Here is a 22219-nt window from a genome sequence, read left to right on the forward strand (position 1 = left end):
CCTTGTGCCGCCCTGCAAGCTGCTATCCTGCCAACGACACGCGTAGCCACGCCGCCTGCTCTGCGCCAACACGCCTGAGTCCGGTTGGGCTGCCCAACCCCTGTGCGGTACACTGAGGCCCCAATATGGCAACGATGCGTTCACGGACAAGAACCTCATGCGTCTGACTGATTGGCGAGCCTGGCAGGCGAGTGCGACCCGCACCGCCCACGACAGCCGCGTAGATATCACCCCCTCCCCGCGTGCCGAGCAAGTCCCGGCCATGCAGCGTCGTCGACTCAGCCCGGTCGGCCAGGCCTGCTGCAAGCTGCTGTTCGCGCTCGACCCTGACGCCGACCTGCCCATCATCCATGCCTCGCGTCATGGCGATACCGGCAAGATTCTCGCCCTGCTGGATGCCGCCACCCAGTCCGACGAAGCCCTGTCACCGGCACGCTTCTCGCTCTCGGTGCACAACGCCGTGCTGGGCATGTACTCGATCACCGGCAAGTCCCATCAGCCGCTGGAAGCCCTCGCCGCCTGCGGCAACGAATTCGAGGCGCTGATGAGCGAGGCGCTCGGCTATCTGAGCGAGCGCGAGGACGTCATCGTGCTGTTCTCCGATATCGCCGCGCCGGAGGCCTTCCTGCACCACGGCGACTACCCGGCCTGCGCCAGCGCCGTCGCCCTGCGCCTGAGCCGAAACAGTGACGATGACAGCGCATGGACACTGAGCGCCACGCCAGGCGAGTCGTTGACGGACAGCGCCCCGACGCCGCTTGAGGTCATCGCCTGGCTCGAGCAGGCCGGGGCTGAGGCGCTCGCCTGTCGCCGCCATCACTGGCAGCTGAGCCGCGCTCACGCCGCCTCACCGACGCCGCCAGCAGACTGATGCCACGCATGCTGTCGTCACCCCTCGGGCGCCTGTGGCGTGGCATCGCCACGGCCATCAGCTTCCTGACCTTCGGGCTGGGCGGCTTGCTGGTGGGGGGAATGTGGCCCCTGCTGACACTGGTGGTACGCTGCCCCGACAAGCGACAGAAGCTCGCGCGCAGCATCATCCATCACTGCATGCGCGGCTTCGTGGGCCTGATGCGCGGCCTGGGCGTGCTCGACTATCGCCTGCACGACTGCGAGCGCCTGCAACGTCCCGGCCTGCTGGTGCTGGCCAATCACCCGACGCTGATCGACGTGGTCTTCCTGCTCGCGCTGATTCCCCACGCCGACTGCGTGGTCAAGGGGCGGCTGGCACGCAACCCCTTCACCCGCGGTCCCATCCGCGCCGCGGGCTACATCACCAATGAAGAGCCGCAGGGCGTGCTCGAGGCCGCCGGCGTGAGCCTGGCGCGCGGCAATGCCTTGATCCTGTTTCCGGAGGGCACGCGCAGCGTGCCCGGGCGCGCACTGAAATTCCGCCGCGGCGCCGCCAACATCGCGCTGCGCACGCCAAGCGAGATCACCCCCGTGCTGATCGACTGCCAGCCCAGCACCCTGACCAAGGGCGAGCCCTGGTATCACATCCCGACCCGGCGGGTGATGCTCAATATCAAGGTACTACCGGACATGACGGCGCATGTCGCACCGCCACCGGCGACAGAGGATGAGGTGCCGCTGTCACGCGATGCCCGCCAGTTGACGCGCCGCCTGGCCAGCGACTTTGCCGCTGAGCTGGCCGACTTTCAGCAACGGATTCGCGAGTCATGACAACGCGCTGCGCCGTACTGCCCTGATCTTGATGTTGATCAGATAGCGAGAAAAAGTGATTAAGATATTCGGCCTTCCCGCCGTTAATAAAGCCTGCTGCCATTCATACCGGCCATTATCGGTACGCCGACACGAGGAATATTCATGAGCGATAGCGCCAAGCTGGAACTGGAACTCAAGCAACTGATCATCGATACCCTGGAGCTTGAGGACATCACGCCGGACGACATCGTCGCCGATGAGCCGCTGTTCGTGGACGGCCTGGGGCTGGATTCGATTGACGCCCTGGAACTCGGCCTCGCGCTGCAGAAGCAGTACGGCATCACGCTGGACGCCGAAGCCGAGGACACTCGCGCGCATTTCGCCAGCCTCAATGCCCTGCGTGAACTCGTGGAGGCCCGTCGTGAGCGCTGAGCAACAGACCGCGTCCCGCGAAGAGATCTATGCCCATGTGCGCAGCACTCTGATCGAGCTGTTCGAGATCGATGCCGCTGACATCCACCCTGAGGCGCTGCTCTATGAAGACCTCGACATCGACAGCATCGATGCGGTGGACCTGGTGGTCGAACTCAAGAAGTTCACCGGCCGCCGCATCGAAGCCAATGACTTCAAGAGCGTACGCAGCCTCGATGATGTCGTGACCGCCGTCGAGCAGCTGATGCAGCGCCAGGCATGACGTCATTGTCCTCTGGTCGAGGGCGCCGCCCGTCACTGCCAAGGCTGCTGCTCGGCGGGCTGGGCGTCGTGGCCGCCGTGTGCTGGCCGCTGCTGGTCTATGCCCTGCTCTCGCGGCTGACGGCAGGCCCGGCGGGCGACGCGACCAGCGGACATGTCTCGCCTTGGGTGTGGGCGCTGATCGCGCTGGGCGCCTTGCTGATCCAGCGTCTGCCCCTGCCCTTGATCCTGCGCCTGTCGCTGGCCGCGCTGCTGATCGCCATCAGCCTGCTCAGCGAGGCGGAACTGGGGCTGCGCGCCTATCCGGTGCTGGTCAATCTGGCCATGCTCAGCGTGTTCGCCACCAGTCTGTGGCGCGGCATGCCGGTCATCGAGCGCCTCGCACGTCTGCAGGAGCCTGATCTGCCCGCCGCCGGCGTGCGTTATACCCGCAAGGTCACCCGGGTGTGGTGCGGCTTCTTCGTCTTCAATGCCAGTGTCGCCGCGGCCACGGCGCTGTATGCCGACCTCGCGACCTGGACGCTCTACAACGGCCTGGTGAGCTACGTGCTGATGGGGCTGCTGTTCTGCGGCGAATGGCTGGTACGCCGTCGCCTGCGCCGCGCCGATGGCTGAGCTCGGCTATCGATAGCTGAGTCCATGTATGGATACGCCCCCAGATGAATTCGACTTTCTGAAGAGTTGCCTGCCTCACATGTCTGATGCCCGCCAGCCTGCCAGCCGCGCCACCGCACGCTCCACTGAGCAAGACGCCGCCCAGCGCGCCACCTCCCTCATCCATCAGGGTTGGCGCCAGCTCGCCCGACTCGCACCCGCGGCGCCGGCCTGCTGGCTGGCCAGTCCCGGTCAGCCGCTGCGCCCGCTGAGTCGTGCCGAGCTGATGGCACGCGTCGATGCCTGGCATCAGTGGCTGGACAACCTGCCCGCAGCGCATGCTGGCCGCCGGCCCGGTGCGCGCTGGGTGATGTTCCAGCCCACGGCGCTTGGCGCCTGCGTTCAGCTGCTGGCGCTGTGGGAGCGCGGCATGCTCGCCGTGCTGCCCGGTGACGACCGCCCGGAAACCCTGGTCCGCCTGGCCGGGAGCAGTGATGGCAAGCTGCCCGAGACCAGCGCCGCTGGCTGGCCGCCGGAGCAATCCGGTGCTGCCAGCTCTGTTGCCGCACCGAACACACCGCTCGAGATCACACCTGACGGCGCGCGTCTCGCGCTGGAGCTCTGCACTTCCGGCTCCACCGGCGAGCCGCTGCGCATCGCCAAGCGCTTCGATCAGCTCGAGGCCGAACTGGCCGTGCATCGCACGCTATGGCCGCTGGCGCCGGACGCTTCAGACACTGACTCCACTTCCGAGTCAATGACAGGCGCCGTCAGCCTCAGCCAGGTCAGTCACCAGCACATCTACGGTCTGCTGGTGTCGCTGCTGCGCCCGCTCAGCGAAGGGGTGCCGTTTCTCAGCGAAGCCTGTCATTACCCGGAGCAGCTGGCCGCCGCCATCGCGCAGCTGTCCGGCCTCGGGTATCGCTGCCAGCTGGTCAGCTCGCCGGCCCAGCTGGCGCGCCTGCCACAGGCCAGTGACGAGAGCCGCGTGGCAGGCCAGGCTCAGGATCAGACTCAGCTGTTGCGGGTCTTCTCTTCAGGTGCCCCACTGCCGGCCGAGGCTGCCCGCCACGCCGAGAACTGCCTGCAGGCGCCGGTGATCGAGATCTACGGCAGCACCGAAACGGGCGGCATCGCACATCGCCGCCAGCACGAGACGCCCGACTGGACACCGCTGCCGGAAGTCGAGACCCGCTTCTCACCCGCCTTCGCGGTACGCTCGCCGTTTCTGGAGCAGCCAGACCAGTGGTGGCAGCAGGCCGACAACGCCGCGCCAGTGGCGGCTGAGCCGCCGTCGCAAGTCGAGCAGCAGGCGGCGCCACGCTTTCAGCTGCTGGGGCGCAGTGATCGGCTGGTCAAGCTGGCCGGCAAGCGGGTCTCGTTGAGCGCGGTGGAGCGCTGCCTCAGCGCGCAAGCGGAGGTGCTGGAGGTACGTTGCCTGCCGATGCCCACTCGCGATCATCGCCTGGGCGCGGTGGTGGTGATGGACGAGAGCGCGCTGCCGCAGGACCACGCCAGCCGACGCGATCTGATCGCGCGCCTGCGCCGTGCGCTGATGCCGGGTTTCGAGCGCATCGCCCTGCCGCGCTACTGGCGCTTCGTCACGCGCCTGCCGCTGAATGCCCAGGGCAAGTTCACGGCGGACTCCATCGCGCGACTGTTTGCCGATCTCGACGATCATCGTCTGCCACGCTGGCTGGGCGAAACCTCCAGCGGCCCGCAGCAGCTGACGCTGGAAGCCGAGGTGCCCGACAGCCTGTGCTATCTCGAGGGTCATTTTGCCGCCCAGCCACTGGTGCCCGGCGTGGTGATGCTCAAGTGGGCACGCGATCTCGGTCGCCGCCTGCGCCTGGCGGGTGTCGGCGTGCAGGAAAGCCGTTTTCAGCGTCTGGAGCGCATCAAGTTCTCCAACCTGTTGCTGCCGGGCATGCGCTTCTCGCTGGCCGCGACACTGGTCGCCGACAGCCACGGCCTGCGCGTCGACTTCCGCCTGGAATCCCGCGCAGGCCTGCATGCCAGCGGCCGCTTGCGCTACGGTGCTGAAACCGATGACACACCTCTCAGTTCACCTCTCAGTTCGCCACTTAGTTCACCCCAGACGACACCCACACCGGAGGCGTCATGAGCCAGCCCCAGGCGCCGATGACCGGCCACACATCCTCTCCCCCCAGCCGCGAGTCGTCACTGCGCGCCTGCGTGGTGATTCCGGTCTACGACCACCCCGCCACCATCGCCGGCGTGTGTGCGGGTCTGGCACCGCTCGGGCTGCCCATCGTGCTGGTGGATGATGGCTGCAGCGCGCCCTGCGCCGAGGTGCTGGATCAGCTGGCGGCCGAGGGTCATCACCTGGTGCGTCGTGAGCAGAATGGCGGCAAGGGTGCTGCGGTGCGCAGCGGCCTGCAGGCCGCCGAGCAGCTCGGCTTCACCCATGCCCTGCAGGTGGATGCCGATGGACAGCACGATGTCGGCGATCTGCCCGCCTTCCTCTACGGCATGCAGGAGAATCCCGACTGCCTGCAGATCGGCTATCCGCAATACGACGCCAGCGTGCCGCGCATCCGCTTCTATGGCCGCTACGCCTCGCACATCTGGGTGTGGATCAACACCCTGTCGCTGGCCATCCGCGACACCATGTGCGGCGTGCGCCTCTATCCGCTGGCCGCCACCAACCGGCTGCTGGCGCGTCATGACTGTGGCGACCGCATGTCCTTCGACACCGAGGTGCTGGTGCGCTGGTACTGGGCCGATGGCGAGGTCGCCAATCTGCCGGTGCATGTCAGCTATCCCACCGGAGGCGTCAGCCACTTCCGCCCCGGTCACGACAACCTGTTGATCAGCGCCATGCACACGCGGCTGTTCCTCGGCATGCTGCTGCGCTCACCGAAACTTGCCTGGCGCTCGCTGTCGGGACGCAATCGCAAGTCGCCATCCACTCATGTCAGTCGCCCCTCGCAGCCTGACGACGCGAAGGGGAAACACGAATGACCCATTGGGCACGCCTGTCGGAAACCGGCTCCACCACTGGCATGCGCCTGATGGTGACGATTCGTCGTCGCCTCGGTGCCTGGCCGTTTCGTATCGCGCTGTTTCCGGTGCTGGTGTGGTACTTCCTGCTGCGCGGGGTGGCGCGGCGTGCCTCCTTCGACTTCCTCAAGCGCCTTGAGCCAGAGCTTGGCGGCGTACGCCTGTGGACGAGAAGCTTCGCCCACTTCATGCAGTTCGGTGAGGCGATCATGGACAAGGTCTCGGCCTGGAGCGGCGAGATTCCGCTGTCCTCGCTGACCGGCACCGGCCCGGAAGACCTGCGCGACGCCGCGCTGCGTGGCGAGGGCGGCATCATCCTCGTCGCCCATCACGGCAATCTGGATGTGATCAATGCCATCGGTGAGCGCCACGACATCGACCTGTGTGCGCTGGTGCACACGCGCCACGCCGAGAAGTTCAATCAGCTGCTGGAACAGGCCACCGGGCGCAAGCCGCCGCAGATGATCGAGGTCAGCGAGATCACCCCAGCCACCGCCATGGCGCTGGGGGATCGCGTCAATCGCGGCGGCTTCGTGGTCATCGCCGCCGACCGCGTGCCGATTCCGCCCACCGTCGACGATGGCAAGGCAGATGCCAACTCGGTAGTAGCCAACACGGCAGAAGGCAGCAGGCCCGCGTCGCCGGCCAGTGCCGCTGCCTCACCGCGCGTGCTGCACTGTGACTTCATCGATCAGCCCGCGCCCTTCCCGCAGGGGCCCTTCATGCTGGCCGCGCTGCTGCGCTGTCACGTCTATACCCTGAGCTGCATTCGCGAACAGGGCGGCGCCCATCCGCGTTTCCGGGTCGATTTCGCGCCCTTCGATGACAGCCGCGCCGTCAAGCGCAGCGGTCGCGAGGCGTGGATCCAGCAGGCCATGCAGCGCCATGCCCGTCACCTGGAAGCACGCGTGAAGCGCCATCCGCTGCAGTGGTTCAACTTCTTCGACTTCTGGCATCAGGCGCCTGACAGCACGTCGAATCCAGACAGCGCGTCGGCTCCGAAACAGGACGTCTGAGCCGCGCCGGGCCTGCGACAACGCTGCTTCGCGCCCGGCTCTGCGGCCTTCACCTTGTTCGGTCTTCACGTTCAGCGCTTTTTCACGCTTCTCTCTTCGCCAGGTACCTCGTCATGTCACAGCCCGCCACCTCTTCCTCCGCCCTGATTCTCGACGGCAGTGATATCACCCTCGAGCAGTTGATCGATGTCGCCGAAGGCCGCCGTGAGGTGCGCCTGACCCCGGATGCCGCCTTCCGCGCCCGTATCGAGGCCGGCCCGGCCCTGCTGGAACGCCTGCTGGAAGAGGAAGGCGTGGTCTACGGCGTCACCACCGGTTACGGCGATTCCGTGACGCGTGCCGTGCAGGGGGCAGAGGACCTCGAAGCCCTGCCGCGCCACCTCTATACCTTCCACGGCTGTGGCATGGGCGCGGACCTGGATGTGGTCAGCAGCCGCGCGGTGGTGATGGTGCGCCTCGTCTCGCTGTGCCGTGGTGTCTCCGGGGTCAGCATGGCGCTGCTGGAGCGCCTCGTATGGCTGCTCAATCACGACATCCTGCCGCGCATTCCCGAGGAAGGCTCGGTGGGTGCCAGCGGCGACCTCACCCCGCTGTCCTATGTGGCCGCCGTGCTGTGTGGCGAGCGTGAGGTCTGGGTGCGCCCCGGCGCAGGCCAGCCCCACGCGCTGCGCCCGACGGCGGAGGTCTTCGCGGCACACGGCCTGACACCCTACGTGCTGCGCCCCAAGGAAGGTCTGGCGCTGATGAACGGCACCGCCGTGATGACGGCCCTCGCCGCGCTGGCCTACGGCCGCACCACCTACCTCAGCCGCCTGAGCGCGCGCATCACCGCGCTCAGCGTGCAGGCGCTGGAAGGCAACCCCTACCACTTCGATGCCGATCTGTTCGCCGCCAAGCCACATCCCGGTCAAGCCCGCGTGGCCCAGTGGCTGCGCGATGATCTGGCCCACCCGGCGGCGCCGGAAGTCGATGCTACGCCGATCAACTCGCCGCGCCTGCAAGACCGCTACTCGACGCGCTGCGCGCCCCACGTCATCGGCGTGGTCGAGGACAGCCTCAGCTGGTGGCGCAGTTTTCTCGAGACCGAGCTCAACAGCGCCAACGACAATCCGCTGATCGATGTCGAGGCCGGCAAGATTCTCCACGGCGGCCACTTCTACGGCGGCCATGTGGCGATGGTGATGGACAGCCTCAAGACGGCGGTCGCCAACCTGGCCGACCTGCTCGACCGCCAGCTGGCACTGCTGGTCGACAGCCGCTACAACCGTGGCCTGCCCAGCAACCTCAGCGGTGCCACGCTCGAGCGCGCGCCGCTCAATCATGGCTACAAGGCGGTACAGATCGGCGCCTCGGCCTGGACGGCGGAAGCCCTCAAGCTGACCATGCCCGCCAGCGTCTTCTCGCGCTCCACCGAGTGCCACAATCAGGACAAGGTCAGCATGGGCACCATCGCCGCGCGGGATGCGTTGCGCGTGCTGACACTGGTGGAACAGGTCGCCGCCGCCACCCTGCACGCCGCCGTGCAGGGCAGCGAACAGCGCGCCGACATCACGGGTCAAGCCGCCACGCCGCCCAGACTGGCCGCCTTCACCCGTGAACTGCGTGAAGACATCGCGCCCCTCGAGGAAGATCGCGGTCTGGAAGCCGACCTGCGCCTGCTATGTGCGCGCATCCGTGAGCGCCATTGGGCCCTGAGCGCCGGCGAGGCCAACGCATGAACGAGAAACAAGCCATGAATCAGCCCACAGACACCCCGCTGCCGACCGCCACGGTAGAGATGGAAGTGCCCTTCCACGACGTCGACATGATGGAAGTCGCCTGGCACGGCCATTACGTGCGCTATCTCGAGATCGCCCGCTGCAAGCTGCTCGACATGCTCGACTACAACTATCCGCAGATGCGCGATTCCGGCTACGCCTGGCCGGTGATCGACCTGCGCCTGCGCTATGCCAGCCCGGCGCGCTTCGGCCAGCGCATCGCCGTCACCGCACGGCTGCGCGAGTGGGAGAACCGCCTCAAGCTCGACTACGTGATCCGCGATGTCGAGAGCGGCAAGCGCCTGACCCGTGGCTACAGCGTGCAGGTCGCCGTCGGGCTGGAGGATGGCGAGATGCTGCTGGCCTCGCCCGCCGCGCTCAGCGAGCGGCTGGCCGCCTGGCAGGCCGAACAAGCGCTGACACACACCAGTGATTCGCCTGCCTCCCCTTCAGAAACACGAGGAACGCCGTGATGACTTCGCGCCTTGCCATTGCCGCCACTGCCCTGCTGCTGACTGCCGGTGCCCCCTGGGCCAGCGCATCCGAGACCAGTGCCTCAGAGACCAGTGCTCCCAAGCCCAGCGCCGCCAGATTCGACGCTCGTGCCCTGACGCAACAGCTGGCGCGCACCGCCCCAGTCTGCGGTGATTTTCAGCAGACACGCTGGCTCGAGGATGTCGGCGCAGAGCTCGAGAGCCGGGGTCATTTCCGTCTGATCGGTGACCCGAACGCGCCCGAAGGCCTGGTGTGGGAAACCACTTCACCGATTGAAGACCGTCTCGAGATGCGCCCCGATGCCAGCCAAGGCCCGAATGGTGAGCCGCTGCCGGCCGATCAGCAGGCGATGGCCGAGCTGCTGATCAGCTTCTTCCACGGCGACTGGCAGGCGCTCGAGGAGCACTTCTCCCTCACGTTGACGGGTACGCCGGATGACTGGCAGGCCAGCCTGACGCCCAACGATGCCCGCCTCGCCGAGGCCATCGAGCGCCTCGAGATCGACGGTGGCAGCTGGCTGGAACACGTGAACCTCGACAGCGGCGACGGTGACCGCCTTGAGCTGACGCTCACCGCCGGCGGTCACTGCGAGCGATGACCTCGCCCAGCCGTGAGCCGCGCAAGGGGCTGGATCGCGCCATCTGGGGCTGGCTGTGGGCCGCCGCCCTGCTGCTGTGCGCCTTGATGCTGGCCGCGAAGATCGCCCCGCAGAGCCCATGGCGTGGGTCGATCGACACCCGCATCACCACCATGCTGCCGGAGCAGGAACGCAGCCCGCTGGCGGCGCGCGCCGAATCGCTGGATGACACCGCCAACCGGCTGGTGATTCTGGTCGGCAGTCGCGATGCCAGCGCCGCCGCACGCAAGCAGCGTGACGCCGCCGCCCAGGCGCTGCGTCAGGCGCTCGCGCCCATCGCGAGGCTGGATGACGGCAAGAGCCTCGAAAGCCTGCGCCTGCCGACAGAGGTCCAGCCGGCGCTGATCGCCCCGTCGCTTGCAGGCCTGAGTGACGATGACTGGCAGGCGCGCGCCCTCAGACAGCTGTTCCAGCCCGGCGGCCAGCGCGACCTGATCCGTGACCCCTTCGGTCTCGCCGGCGCCTGGCAGAGCTGGCTGACGCCCGCCAACCTGTCGCTGTCCGGCGGCCAGCTGTTGCTGCGCGCGCCGGCTTCCGCTGGCTCAGTCAGTGATAAACAAGATAGTGATAAACAGGACCGTGACGAACAGGACGGCTATCGCCTGATCAGCGCCACCCTGACAGGCAGCGCCTACGCGATGAGTGACCAGCAAGCGCTGGAGCAGGCCGTGAATGGCGTGAAGGCCGACTATCCCGACATTCGCCTGCTGCGCTCCGGGCTGGTCTTCCATGCCAGCAATGGCGCGCGGCAGGCCAAGCAGGAGATGTCGACCATCGGGCTCGGCTCGCTGATCGGCGTGCTGCTGTTGCTGTGGGCGGTGTTTCGCACCCCACGGCGGCTGCCATTGCTTCTGGTGCCGGTGGCCACCGGCGTGCTGTTCGCGCTGCCACTGACCTGGTGGGCCTTCGGCAGCCTGCATGTGCTGACGCTGGCCTTCGGCGCCAGCCTGATCGGCATCTCCATCGATTACGTGCTGCATCTGGAGTGTATGCGCCGCCTGGCGACGACGAATGGCCGTGGCGGGCTCGCCGCGCTGTGGCCGGGCCTGACGCTGGGACTGTGCTCCAGTCTCGCCGCCTATCTGGCCATCACCCTGACGCCGATGCCCGGCCTGCGCCAGATGGGCATGTTCGCGGCGCTCGGCTTGATCGGTGCCTGGCTGAGCGTGCGCCTGTGGCTGCCGCAACTGCCACTGCCGGCGCAGGCCACCCGCGTGGACTCCCCCGCCGTCCGCGCCGCAGGATGTCTGGCGCGCGCCATTCCCGGCAAGCGCAGCTGGCAGGCACTGGGCCTGCTGCTGCTGGTCGCGCTGGCCAGCCTCTACGGACTGCGCAGCGATGACCGCCTCACGCAGCTCAATCCCTCGCCTGCGTCCCTGATCAATGAGCAACGCGAGGTCCAGCGCCTGCTCGCCGAACCGGACGGCCTGCGCTACCTGATCGTTCAGGCCGAGACTGACGCCGCCCTGCTCACGCGCCTGCATGCGCTGGAAGGCACCTTCCAGCAGCTGAATGCACGCCAGCAGCTGGGTCACTGGGCGAGCCTCGCTCAGCAACTGCCGACACTTGAACAGCAGCAGGCCAACCTCGGCGCCATGCGTGAGCGCACCCGCACCCTGCTGCCCCAGGTGCTGAGCACCGCAGGCCTGCCACCCGAGCTGGTCGCGCGTGCCGAGCAGGCCATCGCAGACGCCCACCCGCTGCGCCCGGCGGACTGGGTCGCGCTGCCCGCCGGCGAGATGGGCCAGCGACTGTGGCTCGATTCGCGCAGCGCCGCTATCGGCATCGTGCGCTTCGGGGATGTCACGGCCGAGGGCAGCGCAGCGCTTGCGCGCCTCGCTGCGGATGACGACAGCCTTGAGTATGTGGATCAGGTCGCCAGGCTCTCGACGACGCTGGGCAGGATTCGCAGCGAGATGGCCTGGCTGGTCGGCGGCGCGGTGGTCTTGATCAGCCTGCTGCTGGCGCTGCGCTATCGTCGCAGCACCTGGCGAGCCCTGCTGCCGCCGCTGGGCGGACTGGTATTGACACTGGCGGCCCTGACACTGGCAGGCGTCGGCCTCAACCTCTTCCACCTGCTGGGCCTGTTGCTGGTACTGGGGATTGGCCTGGATGCTGGCATCTTCTGTGCCGAGCATCCCGCGCGCAGCGCAGATAAAGGTAATCCCACGCGCAGCGCAAATGAAAAAGCCGAACAAGGCAAAGCACAGGCCAGCGCCAGCCGTGCATCGCAGGCCAGCCTGCTGGCGATTTCGCTGTCGTGCGCCTCCAGCCTGCTAGCCTTTGGGTTGTTGAGCTTCAGCCAGACACCGGCGCTGGCGGCACTGGGGCTGGCCTGCCTGCTGGGGCTGAGCGCCACCTGGTGTCTGGTGCCCTTCGCGCGCAGTTGAGGCGGGTCTGAAGCGAAAGACAAGCAAGCCGCAGGGAACGCAGCGCAGCATGAACACATAACGATAACGATATCGACAACGACAACGACAGGGGACGATGCCATGGAATCGGCAGATCGCAGCAACAACCCACCACGCAAGGAAGTCATCATCATCGGCGCCGGGCCCGCCGGTGCGGCGGCGGCGGCGTGGCTGGCACGCGCGGGCCATGCGGTGCGCGTACTGGAACGCAGCCACTTCCCGCGCTTCTCCATCGGCGAGAGCCTGCTGCCGCGTTGCATGCAGCATCTGGAGGCCTGCGGCTTGATGGAGGCCGCCGCCGCCGGTGGCTATCAGCGCAAGACCGGTGCGGCCTTCACCCGCCGCGGCGAGCATCGCGTGATCGACTTCCGCGACAAGTTCAGTGACGGCCCCGGCACCACCTGGCAGGTGGAGCGCGCCGACTTTGATCAGCGTCTGATCGAGGGCGCGCGGGCGGCGGGCGCCGAGGTCGAATTCGGTGTCACGGTCACGGGCTTCACTCCCGCCCGCCCCGCGCAGAGCGACGTCACCAGCCATGCACAGGGGCCACGCCTCACGCTGGCGGATGGTCGCGAGCTTGAGGCCGCCTTCGTGCTGGATGCCAGCGGTTATGGCCGCGTGCTGGCGCGCCTCGAATCGCTTGAGCGCGACCCGCGCCTGGAGCCGCGCATGGCGCTGTTCGGCCATGTCCACGATGGCATCGCCGACCTCGCGCCGCCCGCCGAGGGCTATCGCCGCGACAATATCCTGATCGCCTCGCATCCTACGCATCCCGATGTCTGGTACTGGCTGATTCCCTTCGCCAATGGCCGCGCCTCGCTGGGCGTGGTCGGCCCGCGCGAGCTGATCGAGCCTGCCGCCGAGGACGATGCGCAGACACGCCTGTGGCAGTGGGTGATGGAAGAACCGCGCCTGGCGGAGCTGCTGCGTGATGCTCGACCGGCCAACGCCGTGCAGTCGCTGGGCGGTTACAGCGCCGATGTCAGTCGCCTGCATGGCCCGGGCTATGCGCTGCTCGGCAATGCCGGAGAATTTCTGGACCCGGTGTTCTCCTCCGGCGTGACCATCGCACTGGAATCGGCGCTGCGTGCCGCGCCGCTGGTCGCACGTGAGCTTACCGCGACCCGCGATGAGCAGCGCCCCGACTGGGCCAGTGAATACGAGCAGCCGCTGCGCCGTGGCATCGAGGTCTTCCGCGAATTCGTCACCGCCTGGTACGACAGCCGCCTGACCGACATCATCTATCATCCCGAGCCGCATGCGCGGATTCGCCAGATGATCAGCGCGGTGCTCGCCGGTTACGCCTGGGACACGGCCAACCCCTTCGTCAGTGCCAGTCGCCGCCGCCTGACGGCCCTTGCCAGACTGACCGCGCCCGAGCAGACACTCGCGCCAGACGCGGTGCCGGAAAGCGACTCGCTCGCTGGCCTCAGCGCCTTCGGCCGCGCAGCAAGCGTCGGTGAGAACAGGTAAAGTAGCGTCATGAAAAACATGTCTTTCGCCTCTCACGTTGTTTCCACAGGGCTGCTCTCAGTCGGGCTGCGCTCAGCAGGGCTGCGCTCTACTGGGCTGCACACAGTCGGGCTGCGTTCAGCAGGGCTGCGCAGCCGCCTCGGGCTGGCCAGCCTCGCCGTGGCCGCCACGCTGCTGTTGAGCGGCTGCAGCCTGCTCGCCCCACAGCCGCTGGAGGCTGTCAGCCCGATGCCGACGCTTGCGAGTCTCGAGCAGACCAGCACCCAACGTCTGATTCTGCGTGTGGCGCGTATAGAGAGTGATGACAGCGCAAAGCGGACTGTCGATGTCGATGCCGATGAAAGGGCCGACGCCGATGCCGAGGCTGGCGAGGGTGCGCAGGAGCAGAATCTGCCGCCTCTCATCGGCGTCCTGCGTCAATCGCCCGAGGCCATGCGGCTGGTCATGCTCAGCGTGCAGGGCCAACGCCTGCTGACGCTGGTGCACGACGCCGACGGCAGCCGTTTCGAGAAGGCACGCCCCGAAGTGCTCGAGAAGCTGCCCTTCAGCGCCGACTGGCTGGCGCGGCGTATCGCCTGGGTGCACTGGCCGCAGGCCGCGATCGATGACGCCTTTGCGAACACAGGCTGGCAGCTGGTACAACGCGGCGACTGGCAACAAGGTCGCCAGCCCGCGCAGCGCATCATCACGCAAGATGGTGTGACCATCGCCGAGCTGACCCGCGATGCCAGCGGCCGCGTGACCCTGCGCGACCCGGCAGCCGACATGCAGCTGACGCTGGAACCGCTGGCAGCGCCCAGCACACAGAACGACCCTGACGACTCACCGGAAGCTCCCGCGCATGACTGAATCTGTTGCAACCGTGGCCACCGCTACCCCCAAGGGCCGCGACACTGGCAACGCCTGTCGCCTGTCACGCCCCGGCATCGTCTGCCCGCTGGGCGCAGACCACGGCCTGATCAGCAGTGCGCTGTTCAGCGCCAGCCGTGGCCTGCGTGTCAGTGATGACTTCAGCCCCGGCACGCCACTGTCACTGGGGCGCGTCACCGCGCGGCTGGTGGATGACAGCGACTGGCCGGCCCCGCTGCGCTCACGCAACAACCGCCTGCTGGCCACCGCGCTTGAGCAGTTGGCACCGGAACTTGAAGCCCTCAAGCGTCAGGGCATCGCGCCGGAGCGCATCGGCGTGGTGCTCGGTACCAGCACCTCCGGCATCGGCGAGACGGAAGCCGCGATGGACGCCCAGCGCGCCGCCGTCGCCCAGGGCACGCCGAGCGCCGACAGCTGGCCGCAAAGCTTTGAATATCGTCGTCAGGAACTGGGCGCACCCGCCGAGTGTGTCGCCTGGCTGAGCGGCGCGCGCGGGCCGATCTACACCCTGTCCACCGCCTGCACCTCCAGCGCCAAGGCCCTGGCCAGTGCACGGCGTCTGCTGGCCTCCGGTCAGTGCGATGCGGTGATCGCCGGTGGCGCCGACAGCCTGTGTCACATGACGGTGAAAGGCTTCATGAGCCTGGAGGCCGTCAGCCGCAAGCAGAGCCAGCCGCTGGGAGCCGAGCGCGATGGCATCAATCTGGGCGAGGCCGCGGTGCTGTTCGTGGTCACGCCGGAGCGCGGCGGCGTACAGCTGACCGGCGTCGGCGAATCCAGCGATGCCCACCATATTTCCGCGCCCTGCCCCGATGGCAGCGGCGCCGAGGCCGCCATGCGCGGCGCGCTCGCCAGTGCCGGTCGTGCCCCCAGCGAGATCGACTACATCAACCTGCACGGCACCGCCACGCCGCTGAATGACGCGATGGAAAGCCTCGCCATCAGCCGTCTGTTCGGTACGGACGCCGACTCTGACAGCGGTTCTGATGCCGGTTCTGATATCGATCACGCCCGTCTGCCCGCCGTCAGCTCGACCAAGGCCCTCACCGGCCATACGCTGGGCGCCTGCGGGGCACTGGAAGCCGCCTTCTGCTGGCTGGCGCTGGAACATGGCCGCCTGCCGCCGCATGCCACGCCGCGTGAGGCGCTGGACCCGACGCTGCCTGCGCTCAACATCGTCTATCGTGACCGCCCCGAGACCCCGCCGCTGCGGGTGATGAGCAATGCCTTCGCCTTCGGCGGCAACAATATCTCGCTGGTGCTGGAGCGCCACACCACCGACCCGGAGTCCTCTGCATGCTGACCCCGAGCACCGACTCAGTTTCCCTTGCTGGCGCTGAGGTGCAGCCCCGTGAGGCGCGCTATCCCGCCATGCCCTGCGCCATCGGCCCCTACGTGCCCCATGATGCGGGCATGTGCCTGCTGGATAGCGTACTGCGCTGTGACGAGCATTCGCTGAGCGCCGACATCACCCCGACGCCAGACAATCTGTTCGCCGAGCCGGACGCCGACGGCCAGGCCGTGATTCCCGCCTGGGTCGGGCTTGAATGGATGGCGCAGGCCATCGCCGCCTGGTCGGGCATGCAGGCTGCGCGCAGCGGCCAGCCGCCACGGGTCGGCTTTCTGCTCGGGAGTCGCCGCTATGAGAGCGAAGTCGCCGCCTTTTCCTGCGACTGTCGCTGGCAGATTCATGTTCAGCTCGACTATCGCGCCGACAACGGCCTGGGCGCCTTCGAGGCCACCATCAGCGACGAGCACGGCGCCATAGTCGCGCGTGCCGGCGTGAATGTCTTCGAGCCGGCGCCCGAGGCGCTGCCCTCCGCGGCGTCTACGCAAGACACCGCACAAGAATCCTCACCCGGACAGCAGGATGCTGCCGGTGCCTCATCGCAAGGTAATGTCTGATGTCTGTCACACCCCCCGCTACTGAAACTGCCACCGCTGCCCCTGAAGCGCGCGAGTGGATTCTGGTCACCGGCTCCAGCCGTGGCATCGGCCGCGCCATCGCGCTGCGTCTGGCCCGCGAAGGCTACAACCTGGTGCTGCATTGTCGCTCGCGCCGTGACGCCGCCGAGGAGGTCGCGCGTGAGATCAGCGCCCTGGGCGGTGAATCGCGCATCCTGAGCTTCGATGTCGCCGACCGTGACGCCGCACGCAGCGCGCTGGAAGCCGATATCGAGGCCCACGGCTGCTACTACGGGGTGGTCTGCAATGCCGGTATCCATGCCGACAACGCCTTCCCGGCGCTCACCGATGAAGACTGGGACAGCGTGATCCGCACCAACCTCGATGGCTTCTACAACGTCATCAAGCCGCTTTCCATGCCGCTGGTACGCCGCCGCAAGCCGGGGCGCATCATCGTGATGTCCTCGGTGTCGGGCATGATGGGCAATCGGGGTCAGGTCAACTATTCCGCCGCCAAGGCGGGGCTGATCGGCGCGGTCAAGGCGCTGGCGGTGGAGCTGGCCAAGCGCCGCATCACCGTCAATGCCGTCGCACCGGGCGTCATCGCCACCGAGATGACCGAAGGCGTCGAGATGGAAGAGGCGCTGAAGATGATTCCCATGCGCCGCGCGGGGGAAGCCGAGGAAGTCGCCGCCACCGTGGCCTTCCTGTGCTCGAAGGACGCCGGCTACATCACCCGCCAGACCATCGCGGTGAACGGGGGGATGTTCTGATGACGACTTCCTCTCACGTACTGCGCGGCAGACGTGTCGTGGTCACCGGCATGCATGGCTTCTCGCCCATCGGCAATGACTGGCCGACCCTGCGCGCCAATCTGGCCGCCGGGCGCACCGGCATCCGCTATATCGAGGACTGGGACAAGTACGACGGCCTCAACACCCGCCTCGGCGCGCCGGTCAACGATTTCGAGCTGCCCAGTCACTACAACCGTCGCGCGCTGCGCAGCATGGGCCGTGTGGCGCAGCTGGCGACCCGCTCCAGCGAACTGGCGCTGGAAGCGGCTGGCCTGAGTGACAGCCCGCTCAAGGAGAGCGGCCAGATGGGCATCGCCTACGGTGCCTCGGCCGGTGAGCCGGATGCGGTGGCCGACTTCGGCAACATGCTGATCAACCACTCCACCGACGGGCTCAGCGCCAATTCCTATATCCGCATGATGGCGCACACCGCGCCGGTCAATATCGGTGTCTTCCTCGGCATCAAGGGGCGGATCCACACCACCTCCAGCGCCTGCACCTCCGGCAGCCAGGGCATCGGTTACGCCTATGAGGCGATCCGCTTCGGCCGCCAGACCGCGATGGTCGCCGGTGGCTGCGAGGAGCTGTCCGCCGCCGATGCCGCCGTGTTCGATACCCTGTTCGCCACCAGCACCTGCAATGAGCGCCCGGACCTGTCACCGCGGCCCTTCGATGCCGAGCGTGATGGCCTGGTGATCGGTGAAGGCGCCGGCACGCTGATTCTGGAAGAGCTGGAGCACGCCCTGGCGCGCGGCGCGACCATCCACGCCGAGATTCTCGGCTTCGGCACCAACTCCGATGGCCGTCACGTCACCCAGCCGGACGCCAACATGATGGAAGCCGCGATGCGCATGGCGCTGGAGGATGCCGGTGTCGAGGCCTCAGAGATCGGCTATGTCAGCGCCCATGGCACCGCCACCGAGCGCGGCGATATCGCCGAGAGCCACGCCACCCATGCCGTGTTTGGCGATTCCACGCCGATCAGCGCCTTCAAGAGTTACACCGGCCATACCCTGGGCGCCTGTGGCGCGCTGGAGGCCTGGATCGCCATCGAGATGATGCGCGATGGCTGGTTCCACGGCACCGCCAATCTCACCAGTCTCGACCCGCGCTGTGCGCAGCTCGACTACCTCACCGGCGCAGGCCGCGAGTTCGAGACGGACACCGTGATGAGCAACAATTTCGCCTTCGGTGGCATCAATACCTCGCTGATTCTGCGTCGCTGGCAGGGTGAGTGAGTCACTGGCAATCTGATCTGGTACCAGTCATCACGCTTCGCGCTGACGCCTTTGCAGGATGTCGCCAACGTACGACTTTGCAGCGGGTCGGATCTGGCGCAAGATACGCGCCCGCTGCATGGTCTATGGTGTGATTGGCTCACGCCCCTGGCTGGCTGACGGCGATATTCACTGGCGTCGCGCCAGTCAATCACCCTGTTAGGAGAGGTCTCAGATGGCGTCACGTTCTGCTCAGTCGCTTGCATCCTCGAAACGTTCCGCGGCACCTGCCACGCGCGCCCGCGCGGGTCGCGCCTCGCGTGTGCTGACACTGGTATCTGCACTGCTGCTCGGCTCTGCGGGGCTTGTGGCCTCCGCCCCGGCGGTGGCGCGGGACACGCAGCACTTCCTGCCGATCATGCCGGTGATGGCCAGCACCGCGGCCAGTCAGCGTCTGGGCAAGGACGTGGCCTTCTTCTTCGGTGACAAGCAGCCCTACGAGCGGATCGAGAAGCGCGGCTGGGCGCGGGTGAACCCGAAGACCAACGCGACCAACAAGAGCGATGCGGAAGCCTGCCGCTGGGTGTTCCTGTCGGCGCTGCGTGAGTTGCAGGAAAAGGCGCGCGAATATGGGGCCAATGCGGTCATCAACATTCGCAGCGACTATGACAAGGTGCCCTACTCCAGTAGCGAGAAGTACGAGTGCCATGCGGGCAATATCGTCGCGGGCGTCGCGTTGCGTGGGGATCTGGTGATCCTGCATCCGAACAACTGATTCGCCATCATGATGGCAAGGCAAGACAAGGATGTGAGCGAGACAAGCGAGCCGGTTGAGGATAATTCGGCTGGTGAGTCTGCGACGCGCCCGACCGATCACCCCGCCTATCGCTGTGTGGTGCTGGGGCATGCTGCAGCGGATGGCTCCGCTTCGCTGAGCGCTGGTTCGCTTAGCACTGGCTTGCTTAACAACGAGCCGCCAAGCACCGAGCCGCTGATCTCGCATGATCCCCACGCCCTCGCCGCTTGCCTGGCATCTGCGTCTGGCGGCGCTGCCTGCGCCTTGCCGAATCACTGCTCTGCATCACCCTCTCGGCCAGCCCGCCTGTGGCTGGCCGAGGCCTGTGTGCTGCCAGCATCCTGTGCTGATTCCTCTGCTCCCTCTAACAACTCCTCGACTGGGGCTTCCCCCCGTCGCTCGCTGCGCGCACGCCATGCGGATGTGGATAACGCGGACACCCCCGTGTCATCTACCAAGGCCCGCCGTCGCCAGCAACGTGAAGCCGAATCGCACCTCGCCCGCCTTCTACTTGGCGAACTCGCCGCTGCCCAAGGCATTGCGCTGCCACAGGCCGACTGGTCGCCGCGTGGCCAGGCACCCCATCATCCTGCGCTACCGGCAGGCTTCTATGTCTCCATCGCCCACCGCCACGGCCATGTCCTCGTCGGCCTCGCCACCCTCCCACTCGGGCTGGACCTCGAATACCGCAACCCCCGCCACGCCCACGACCTCGACGCCCGCATCGCCATGCTGCCCCTGGACGCACGCGAACGCCTCGCTGAAGCATCACACCTCAGCGAGACAGAACGACTGGACGGGTTTTATCGAGAATGGGTGAGGTATGAGAGTGGAGTAAAAATTTATAATAGTTAACTAGCCTTCAAAAAATCCATAATAGGGCCACTATTACATTGGGAAGGTTCGATGCTAGTGATAAAATCGTGCTTATTTCTATCCATAATAGCTGCAACATGAATCGCTAGATTAGCATCTTTTACAGATTTTATCATAACCGCACAAGTATCCATTGCCACATATCTATTCATTCTATAAGCGGCATCTATTGCCAACTCTAGGGATAGAACTCTTGTCTCGCATGAAATAACGGGCATATCGAAAATCAACTTCATTCTACGTGCTATACTCTCAGCAAAAGCAAAAGAGTAATTATTGCTCTCAACCATACACCTATAGGACTCAATTAGACTAGGAACATGCGGTATTATTTTATCTTGGCCACAAATCCTAAAGAACTTATCTGGAATCTCTTGACAAACACGAACTTTATCTTGCTCTTCAGTAAGGGCGAGATTTTCTATAAACCTTATAACATCTGGAGGACTATACTTGCTTTCATTATCTAATCTATCACATATAGTAGATAAAAGCTGATTTGCAACGCCTAATTCCCCACCTCGATTTAGAATAACATCATATGCCTGTTTAATAGATTGTTTCAACTCAGAAAGGTTTTGATAACGTTTATTTGCATCAAGATGACAAGCTCTGTCAATAACATATTTCATTGCAGGATGAATAGCACCATCCATAATGTAAGTAGGATCTTGGTTAGTCATTAAAACATAGAAACTCTTACCTAACATAAATATATCACTTGCCTCAGATGCTCGCTTAAATCCACCATTTCTGAATTCTGGAGGTAAATAACCGTGGGTGCCAGCAAACATAGCACTGCTAGTAATTCTTGTTTCTGATGAAGGCTCCAAACCTAGCCCAAAATCAGATACAAGTATTTCTTCACCATTCATAAGAAAATTTTGAGGCTTGATATCTCTATGATAAATGTTTTTCTCATGAAGCTGAGAAAGAGAATCTATCATTTTCATAAAAACTATATCTTGAACTTCATGTTTACCAACAATTAAATCTATATTGCTGTAAAGATCCCCTTGCGAGTAATAAGGCATGACAAAATAAGGAACTTCAAAATCAACATTACTAGATAAAATATTTACAACTCGAGGATTGCCGACGAATTCTTCAAGCAATCTAACTTCACGACGAAACCTAGTTTTGTATTCTTCATTATCACTTTTGCAGTATTTTAAAGCCAATTCGCCTTGAAGTGTTCCGCTTTCATCATCGACAAATAAAACTTGCCCCATACCTCCCGCATTACTGCATACTCCAGTAACTTTAAAACGCTGGTCTATCAGATCACCCACATTATAAATATCCATATAATTACTCTTGTCCATATTAAAGACCCTCCCATTACATGTAGTAAAAGAAGGGCTTATTTTTTAAATACTACTTAACGGCAGCGACCACGGTAATTTCACACAGCAGTTCCGGGCTGGCCATGGCGGCTTGTACGCAGGCGCGGGCGGGGGCATGGCCTTGTGGTACCCAGGTGTCCCAGATGTCGTTGAAGGTCTTGAAGTCGTCCATTGTCTTGAGATAGACGGTGGCAGACAGCAGGTGCTCGCGGTCGGTGCCGACTTCTTCCAGCAGCGCATCGACACGCGCGAGCATGCTGTTGGCCTGGTCCGTGATATTACCGAAGCGATGGTCCGGACCGGCGACCTGGCCACACAGGTAGATGGTGTTGTTGTGGATCACGGCGCGGCTCATACGCGGCTTGGTGTCATGGCGTTGGATGTTCATCGAGAGTGTCCTTGTGCTGTTCTTCTTGGGTAGTGGAAAAATGCCGCCAACGGCGCTGATACAGAAAAGACCGCTGGCGAAGCAGGGTGAGATCAGTCCTTCAGCGTTCCAGATTCGCGCGAGCGGCGCAACGCGACCTGCGGGGGATATTACCCTGCATCATGGGAACCTGTGGTTTCAGTTATGAGGTCTCTTGTGGTGGCTCTTGTGGTGACACCTGTTGTTTCACGCATGCTGCCGGTGATGCAGGAAAACGGGCGTG

22 protein-coding genes are annotated in these 22219 nt (G+C 64.9%); 20 read left to right on the plus strand and 2 right to left on the minus strand.

Annotated features, from left to right (window positions below; genetic code table 11):
• Positions 1-157 precede the first annotated feature (157 nt).
• From CLAM6_RS13745 to CLAM6_RS13840, 20 genes are all read left to right on the plus strand, one after another.
• Positions 158-871, plus strand: a complete 714-nt coding sequence (locus CLAM6_RS13745; RefSeq protein WP_153636403.1) for a beta-ketoacyl synthase chain length factor — start codon at positions 158-160, stop codon at positions 869-871.
• A gap of 8 nt (positions 872-879) precedes the next feature.
• Positions 880-1683, plus strand: a complete 804-nt coding sequence (locus CLAM6_RS13750; RefSeq protein WP_153636404.1) for a lysophospholipid acyltransferase family protein — start codon at positions 880-882, stop codon at positions 1681-1683.
• A gap of 144 nt (positions 1684-1827) precedes the next feature.
• Positions 1828-2097: a phosphopantetheine-binding protein gene (locus CLAM6_RS13755; protein ID WP_043331448.1), complete on the plus strand. Its 270-nt coding sequence runs from the start codon at positions 1828-1830 to the stop codon at positions 2095-2097.
• Positions 2087-2359, plus strand: a complete 273-nt coding sequence (locus CLAM6_RS13760; RefSeq protein WP_043331449.1) for an acyl carrier protein — start codon at positions 2087-2089, stop codon at positions 2357-2359. The genes CLAM6_RS13755 and CLAM6_RS13760 overlap by 11 nt, the downstream gene beginning before the upstream one ends.
• On the plus strand, positions 2356-2973 hold the full coding sequence (locus CLAM6_RS13765; protein ID WP_153636405.1) for a hypothetical protein: 618 nt from the start codon (positions 2356-2358) through the stop codon (positions 2971-2973). The genes CLAM6_RS13760 and CLAM6_RS13765 overlap by 4 nt, the downstream gene beginning before the upstream one ends.
• A gap of 79 nt (positions 2974-3052) precedes the next feature.
• A complete protein-coding gene (locus CLAM6_RS13770; RefSeq protein WP_172978713.1) occupies positions 3053-5077 on the plus strand; it encodes an AMP-binding protein in 2025 nt (674 codons plus the stop codon).
• Positions 5074-5937, plus strand: a complete 864-nt coding sequence (locus CLAM6_RS13775) for a glycosyltransferase family 2 protein (protein WP_242007682.1) — start codon at positions 5074-5076, stop codon at positions 5935-5937. Before CLAM6_RS13770 ends, CLAM6_RS13775 begins: the two co-directional genes overlap by 4 nt.
• Positions 5934-6992, plus strand: coding sequence for a glycosyl transferase (locus CLAM6_RS13780; RefSeq protein WP_153636407.1), 1059 nt, complete (start codon positions 5934-5936; stop codon positions 6990-6992). The genes CLAM6_RS13775 and CLAM6_RS13780 overlap by 4 nt, the downstream gene beginning before the upstream one ends.
• Before the next feature lie 113 nt (positions 6993-7105).
• The gene (locus CLAM6_RS13785) at positions 7106-8710 is read left to right on the plus strand and encodes an HAL/PAL/TAL family ammonia-lyase (protein ID WP_153636408.1); all 1605 of its coding nucleotides are present in this window, start codon (positions 7106-7108) and stop codon (positions 8708-8710) included.
• A gap of 14 nt (positions 8711-8724) precedes the next feature.
• Positions 8725-9222: an acyl-CoA thioesterase gene (locus tag CLAM6_RS13790; RefSeq protein ID WP_153636409.1), complete on the plus strand. Its 498-nt coding sequence runs from the start codon at positions 8725-8727 to the stop codon at positions 9220-9222.
• Positions 9222-9842 carry a LolA-related protein gene (locus CLAM6_RS13795; RefSeq protein ID WP_153636410.1) on the plus strand — a complete coding sequence of 207 codons (621 nt, stop codon included), beginning with the start codon at positions 9222-9224 and terminating at the stop codon, positions 9840-9842. Before CLAM6_RS13790 ends, CLAM6_RS13795 begins: the two co-directional genes overlap by 1 nt.
• Complete coding sequence (locus tag CLAM6_RS13800; protein ID WP_153636411.1) at positions 9839-12271, plus strand: MMPL family transporter; 2433 nt, start codon at positions 9839-9841, stop codon at positions 12269-12271. Before CLAM6_RS13795 ends, CLAM6_RS13800 begins: the two co-directional genes overlap by 4 nt.
• 102 nt (positions 12272-12373) lie before the next feature.
• Positions 12374-13765, plus strand: a complete 1392-nt coding sequence (locus CLAM6_RS13805) for an NAD(P)/FAD-dependent oxidoreductase (RefSeq protein ID WP_153636412.1) — start codon at positions 12374-12376, stop codon at positions 13763-13765.
• Between the two features lie 9 nt (positions 13766-13774).
• On the plus strand, positions 13775-14614 hold the full coding sequence (locus tag CLAM6_RS13810) for a DUF3261 domain-containing protein (protein ID WP_153636413.1): 840 nt from the start codon (positions 13775-13777) through the stop codon (positions 14612-14614).
• On the plus strand, positions 14607-15938 hold the full coding sequence (locus tag CLAM6_RS13815) for a beta-ketoacyl-ACP synthase (protein ID WP_153636414.1): 1332 nt from the start codon (positions 14607-14609) through the stop codon (positions 15936-15938). Before CLAM6_RS13810 ends, CLAM6_RS13815 begins: the two co-directional genes overlap by 8 nt.
• Positions 15932-16540 carry an ApeP family dehydratase gene (locus tag CLAM6_RS13820; RefSeq protein ID WP_197738687.1) on the plus strand — a complete coding sequence of 203 codons (609 nt, stop codon included), beginning with the start codon at positions 15932-15934 and terminating at the stop codon, positions 16538-16540. The genes CLAM6_RS13815 and CLAM6_RS13820 overlap by 7 nt, the downstream gene beginning before the upstream one ends.
• The gene (gene fabG, locus CLAM6_RS13825; RefSeq protein WP_153636415.1) at positions 16540-17313 is read left to right on the plus strand and encodes a 3-oxoacyl-ACP reductase FabG; all 774 of its coding nucleotides are present in this window, start codon (positions 16540-16542) and stop codon (positions 17311-17313) included. Before CLAM6_RS13820 ends, fabG begins: the two co-directional genes overlap by 1 nt.
• The gene (locus CLAM6_RS13830; RefSeq protein WP_153636416.1) at positions 17313-18572 is read left to right on the plus strand and encodes a beta-ketoacyl-ACP synthase; all 1260 of its coding nucleotides are present in this window, start codon (positions 17313-17315) and stop codon (positions 18570-18572) included. Before fabG ends, CLAM6_RS13830 begins: the two co-directional genes overlap by 1 nt.
• 214 nt (positions 18573-18786) lie before the next feature.
• Positions 18787-19326, plus strand: coding sequence for a heavy metal-binding domain-containing protein (locus tag CLAM6_RS13835; RefSeq protein WP_242007683.1), 540 nt, complete (start codon positions 18787-18789; stop codon positions 19324-19326).
• A gap of 465 nt (positions 19327-19791) precedes the next feature.
• The gene (locus tag CLAM6_RS13840) at positions 19792-20202 is read left to right on the plus strand and encodes a hypothetical protein (RefSeq protein WP_153636417.1); all 411 of its coding nucleotides are present in this window, start codon (positions 19792-19794) and stop codon (positions 20200-20202) included.
• Here the strand turns inward: CLAM6_RS13840 and CLAM6_RS13845 are convergent.
• Complete coding sequence (locus tag CLAM6_RS13845; protein WP_172978714.1) at positions 20199-21530, minus strand: protein kinase domain-containing protein; 1332 nt, start codon at positions 21528-21530, stop codon at positions 20199-20201. The genes CLAM6_RS13840 and CLAM6_RS13845 overlap by 4 nt on opposite strands.
• 70 nt (positions 21531-21600) lie before the next feature.
• Complete coding sequence (locus tag CLAM6_RS13850; RefSeq protein ID WP_043331456.1) at positions 21601-21957, minus strand: RidA family protein; 357 nt, start codon at positions 21955-21957, stop codon at positions 21601-21603.
• Positions 21958-22219: the final 262 nt, after the last annotated feature.

It is taken from the genome of Cobetia sp. AM6 (assembly GCF_009617955.1).
Classification (GTDB): Bacteria; Pseudomonadota; Gammaproteobacteria; order Pseudomonadales; family Halomonadaceae; genus Cobetia; species Cobetia amphilecti.

Bases quoted from the DNA above. Each gene is read 5' to 3' on its own strand.
- CLAM6_RS13800 (WP_153636411.1), top strand. From the start codon at position 9,839: ATGACCTCGCCCAGCCGTGAGCCGCGCAAGGGGCTGGATCGCGCCATC.
- CLAM6_RS13755 (WP_043331448.1), top strand. From the start codon at position 1,828: ATGAGCGATAGCGCCAAGCTGGAACTGGAACTCAAGCAACTGATCATC.
- fabG (WP_153636415.1), top strand. From the start codon at position 16,540: ATGTCTGTCACACCCCCCGCTACTGAAACTGCCACCGCTGCCCCTGAA.
- CLAM6_RS13775 (WP_242007682.1), top strand. From the start codon at position 5,074: ATGAGCCAGCCCCAGGCGCCGATGACCGGCCACACATCCTCTCCCCCC.
- CLAM6_RS13845 (WP_172978714.1), bottom strand. From the start codon at position 21,530: ATGGATATTTATAATGTGGGTGATCTGATAGACCAGCGTTTTAAAGTT.
- CLAM6_RS13785 (WP_153636408.1), top strand. From the start codon at position 7,106: ATGTCACAGCCCGCCACCTCTTCCTCCGCCCTGATTCTCGACGGCAGT.
- CLAM6_RS13835 (WP_242007683.1), top strand. From the start codon at position 18,787: ATGGCGTCACGTTCTGCTCAGTCGCTTGCATCCTCGAAACGTTCCGCG.
- CLAM6_RS13810 (WP_153636413.1), top strand. From the start codon at position 13,775: ATGAAAAACATGTCTTTCGCCTCTCACGTTGTTTCCACAGGGCTGCTC.
- CLAM6_RS13780 (WP_153636407.1), top strand. From the start codon at position 5,934: ATGACCCATTGGGCACGCCTGTCGGAAACCGGCTCCACCACTGGCATG.
- CLAM6_RS13815 (WP_153636414.1), top strand. From the start codon at position 14,607: ATGACTGAATCTGTTGCAACCGTGGCCACCGCTACCCCCAAGGGCCGC.
- CLAM6_RS13805 (WP_153636412.1), top strand. From the start codon at position 12,374: ATGGAATCGGCAGATCGCAGCAACAACCCACCACGCAAGGAAGTCATC.
- CLAM6_RS13745 (WP_153636403.1), top strand. From the start codon at position 158: ATGCGTCTGACTGATTGGCGAGCCTGGCAGGCGAGTGCGACCCGCACC.
- CLAM6_RS13795 (WP_153636410.1), top strand. From the start codon at position 9,222: ATGACTTCGCGCCTTGCCATTGCCGCCACTGCCCTGCTGCTGACTGCC.
- CLAM6_RS13750 (WP_153636404.1), top strand. From the start codon at position 880: ATGCTGTCGTCACCCCTCGGGCGCCTGTGGCGTGGCATCGCCACGGCC.
- CLAM6_RS13765 (WP_153636405.1), top strand. From the start codon at position 2,356: ATGACGTCATTGTCCTCTGGTCGAGGGCGCCGCCCGTCACTGCCAAGG.
- CLAM6_RS13850 (WP_043331456.1), bottom strand. From the start codon at position 21,957: ATGAACATCCAACGCCATGACACCAAGCCGCGTATGAGCCGCGCCGTG.
- CLAM6_RS13820 (WP_197738687.1), top strand. From the start codon at position 15,932: ATGCTGACCCCGAGCACCGACTCAGTTTCCCTTGCTGGCGCTGAGGTG.
- CLAM6_RS13830 (WP_153636416.1), top strand. From the start codon at position 17,313: ATGACGACTTCCTCTCACGTACTGCGCGGCAGACGTGTCGTGGTCACC.
- CLAM6_RS13770 (WP_172978713.1), top strand. From the start codon at position 3,053: ATGTCTGATGCCCGCCAGCCTGCCAGCCGCGCCACCGCACGCTCCACT.
- CLAM6_RS13790 (WP_153636409.1), top strand. From the start codon at position 8,725: ATGAATCAGCCCACAGACACCCCGCTGCCGACCGCCACGGTAGAGATG.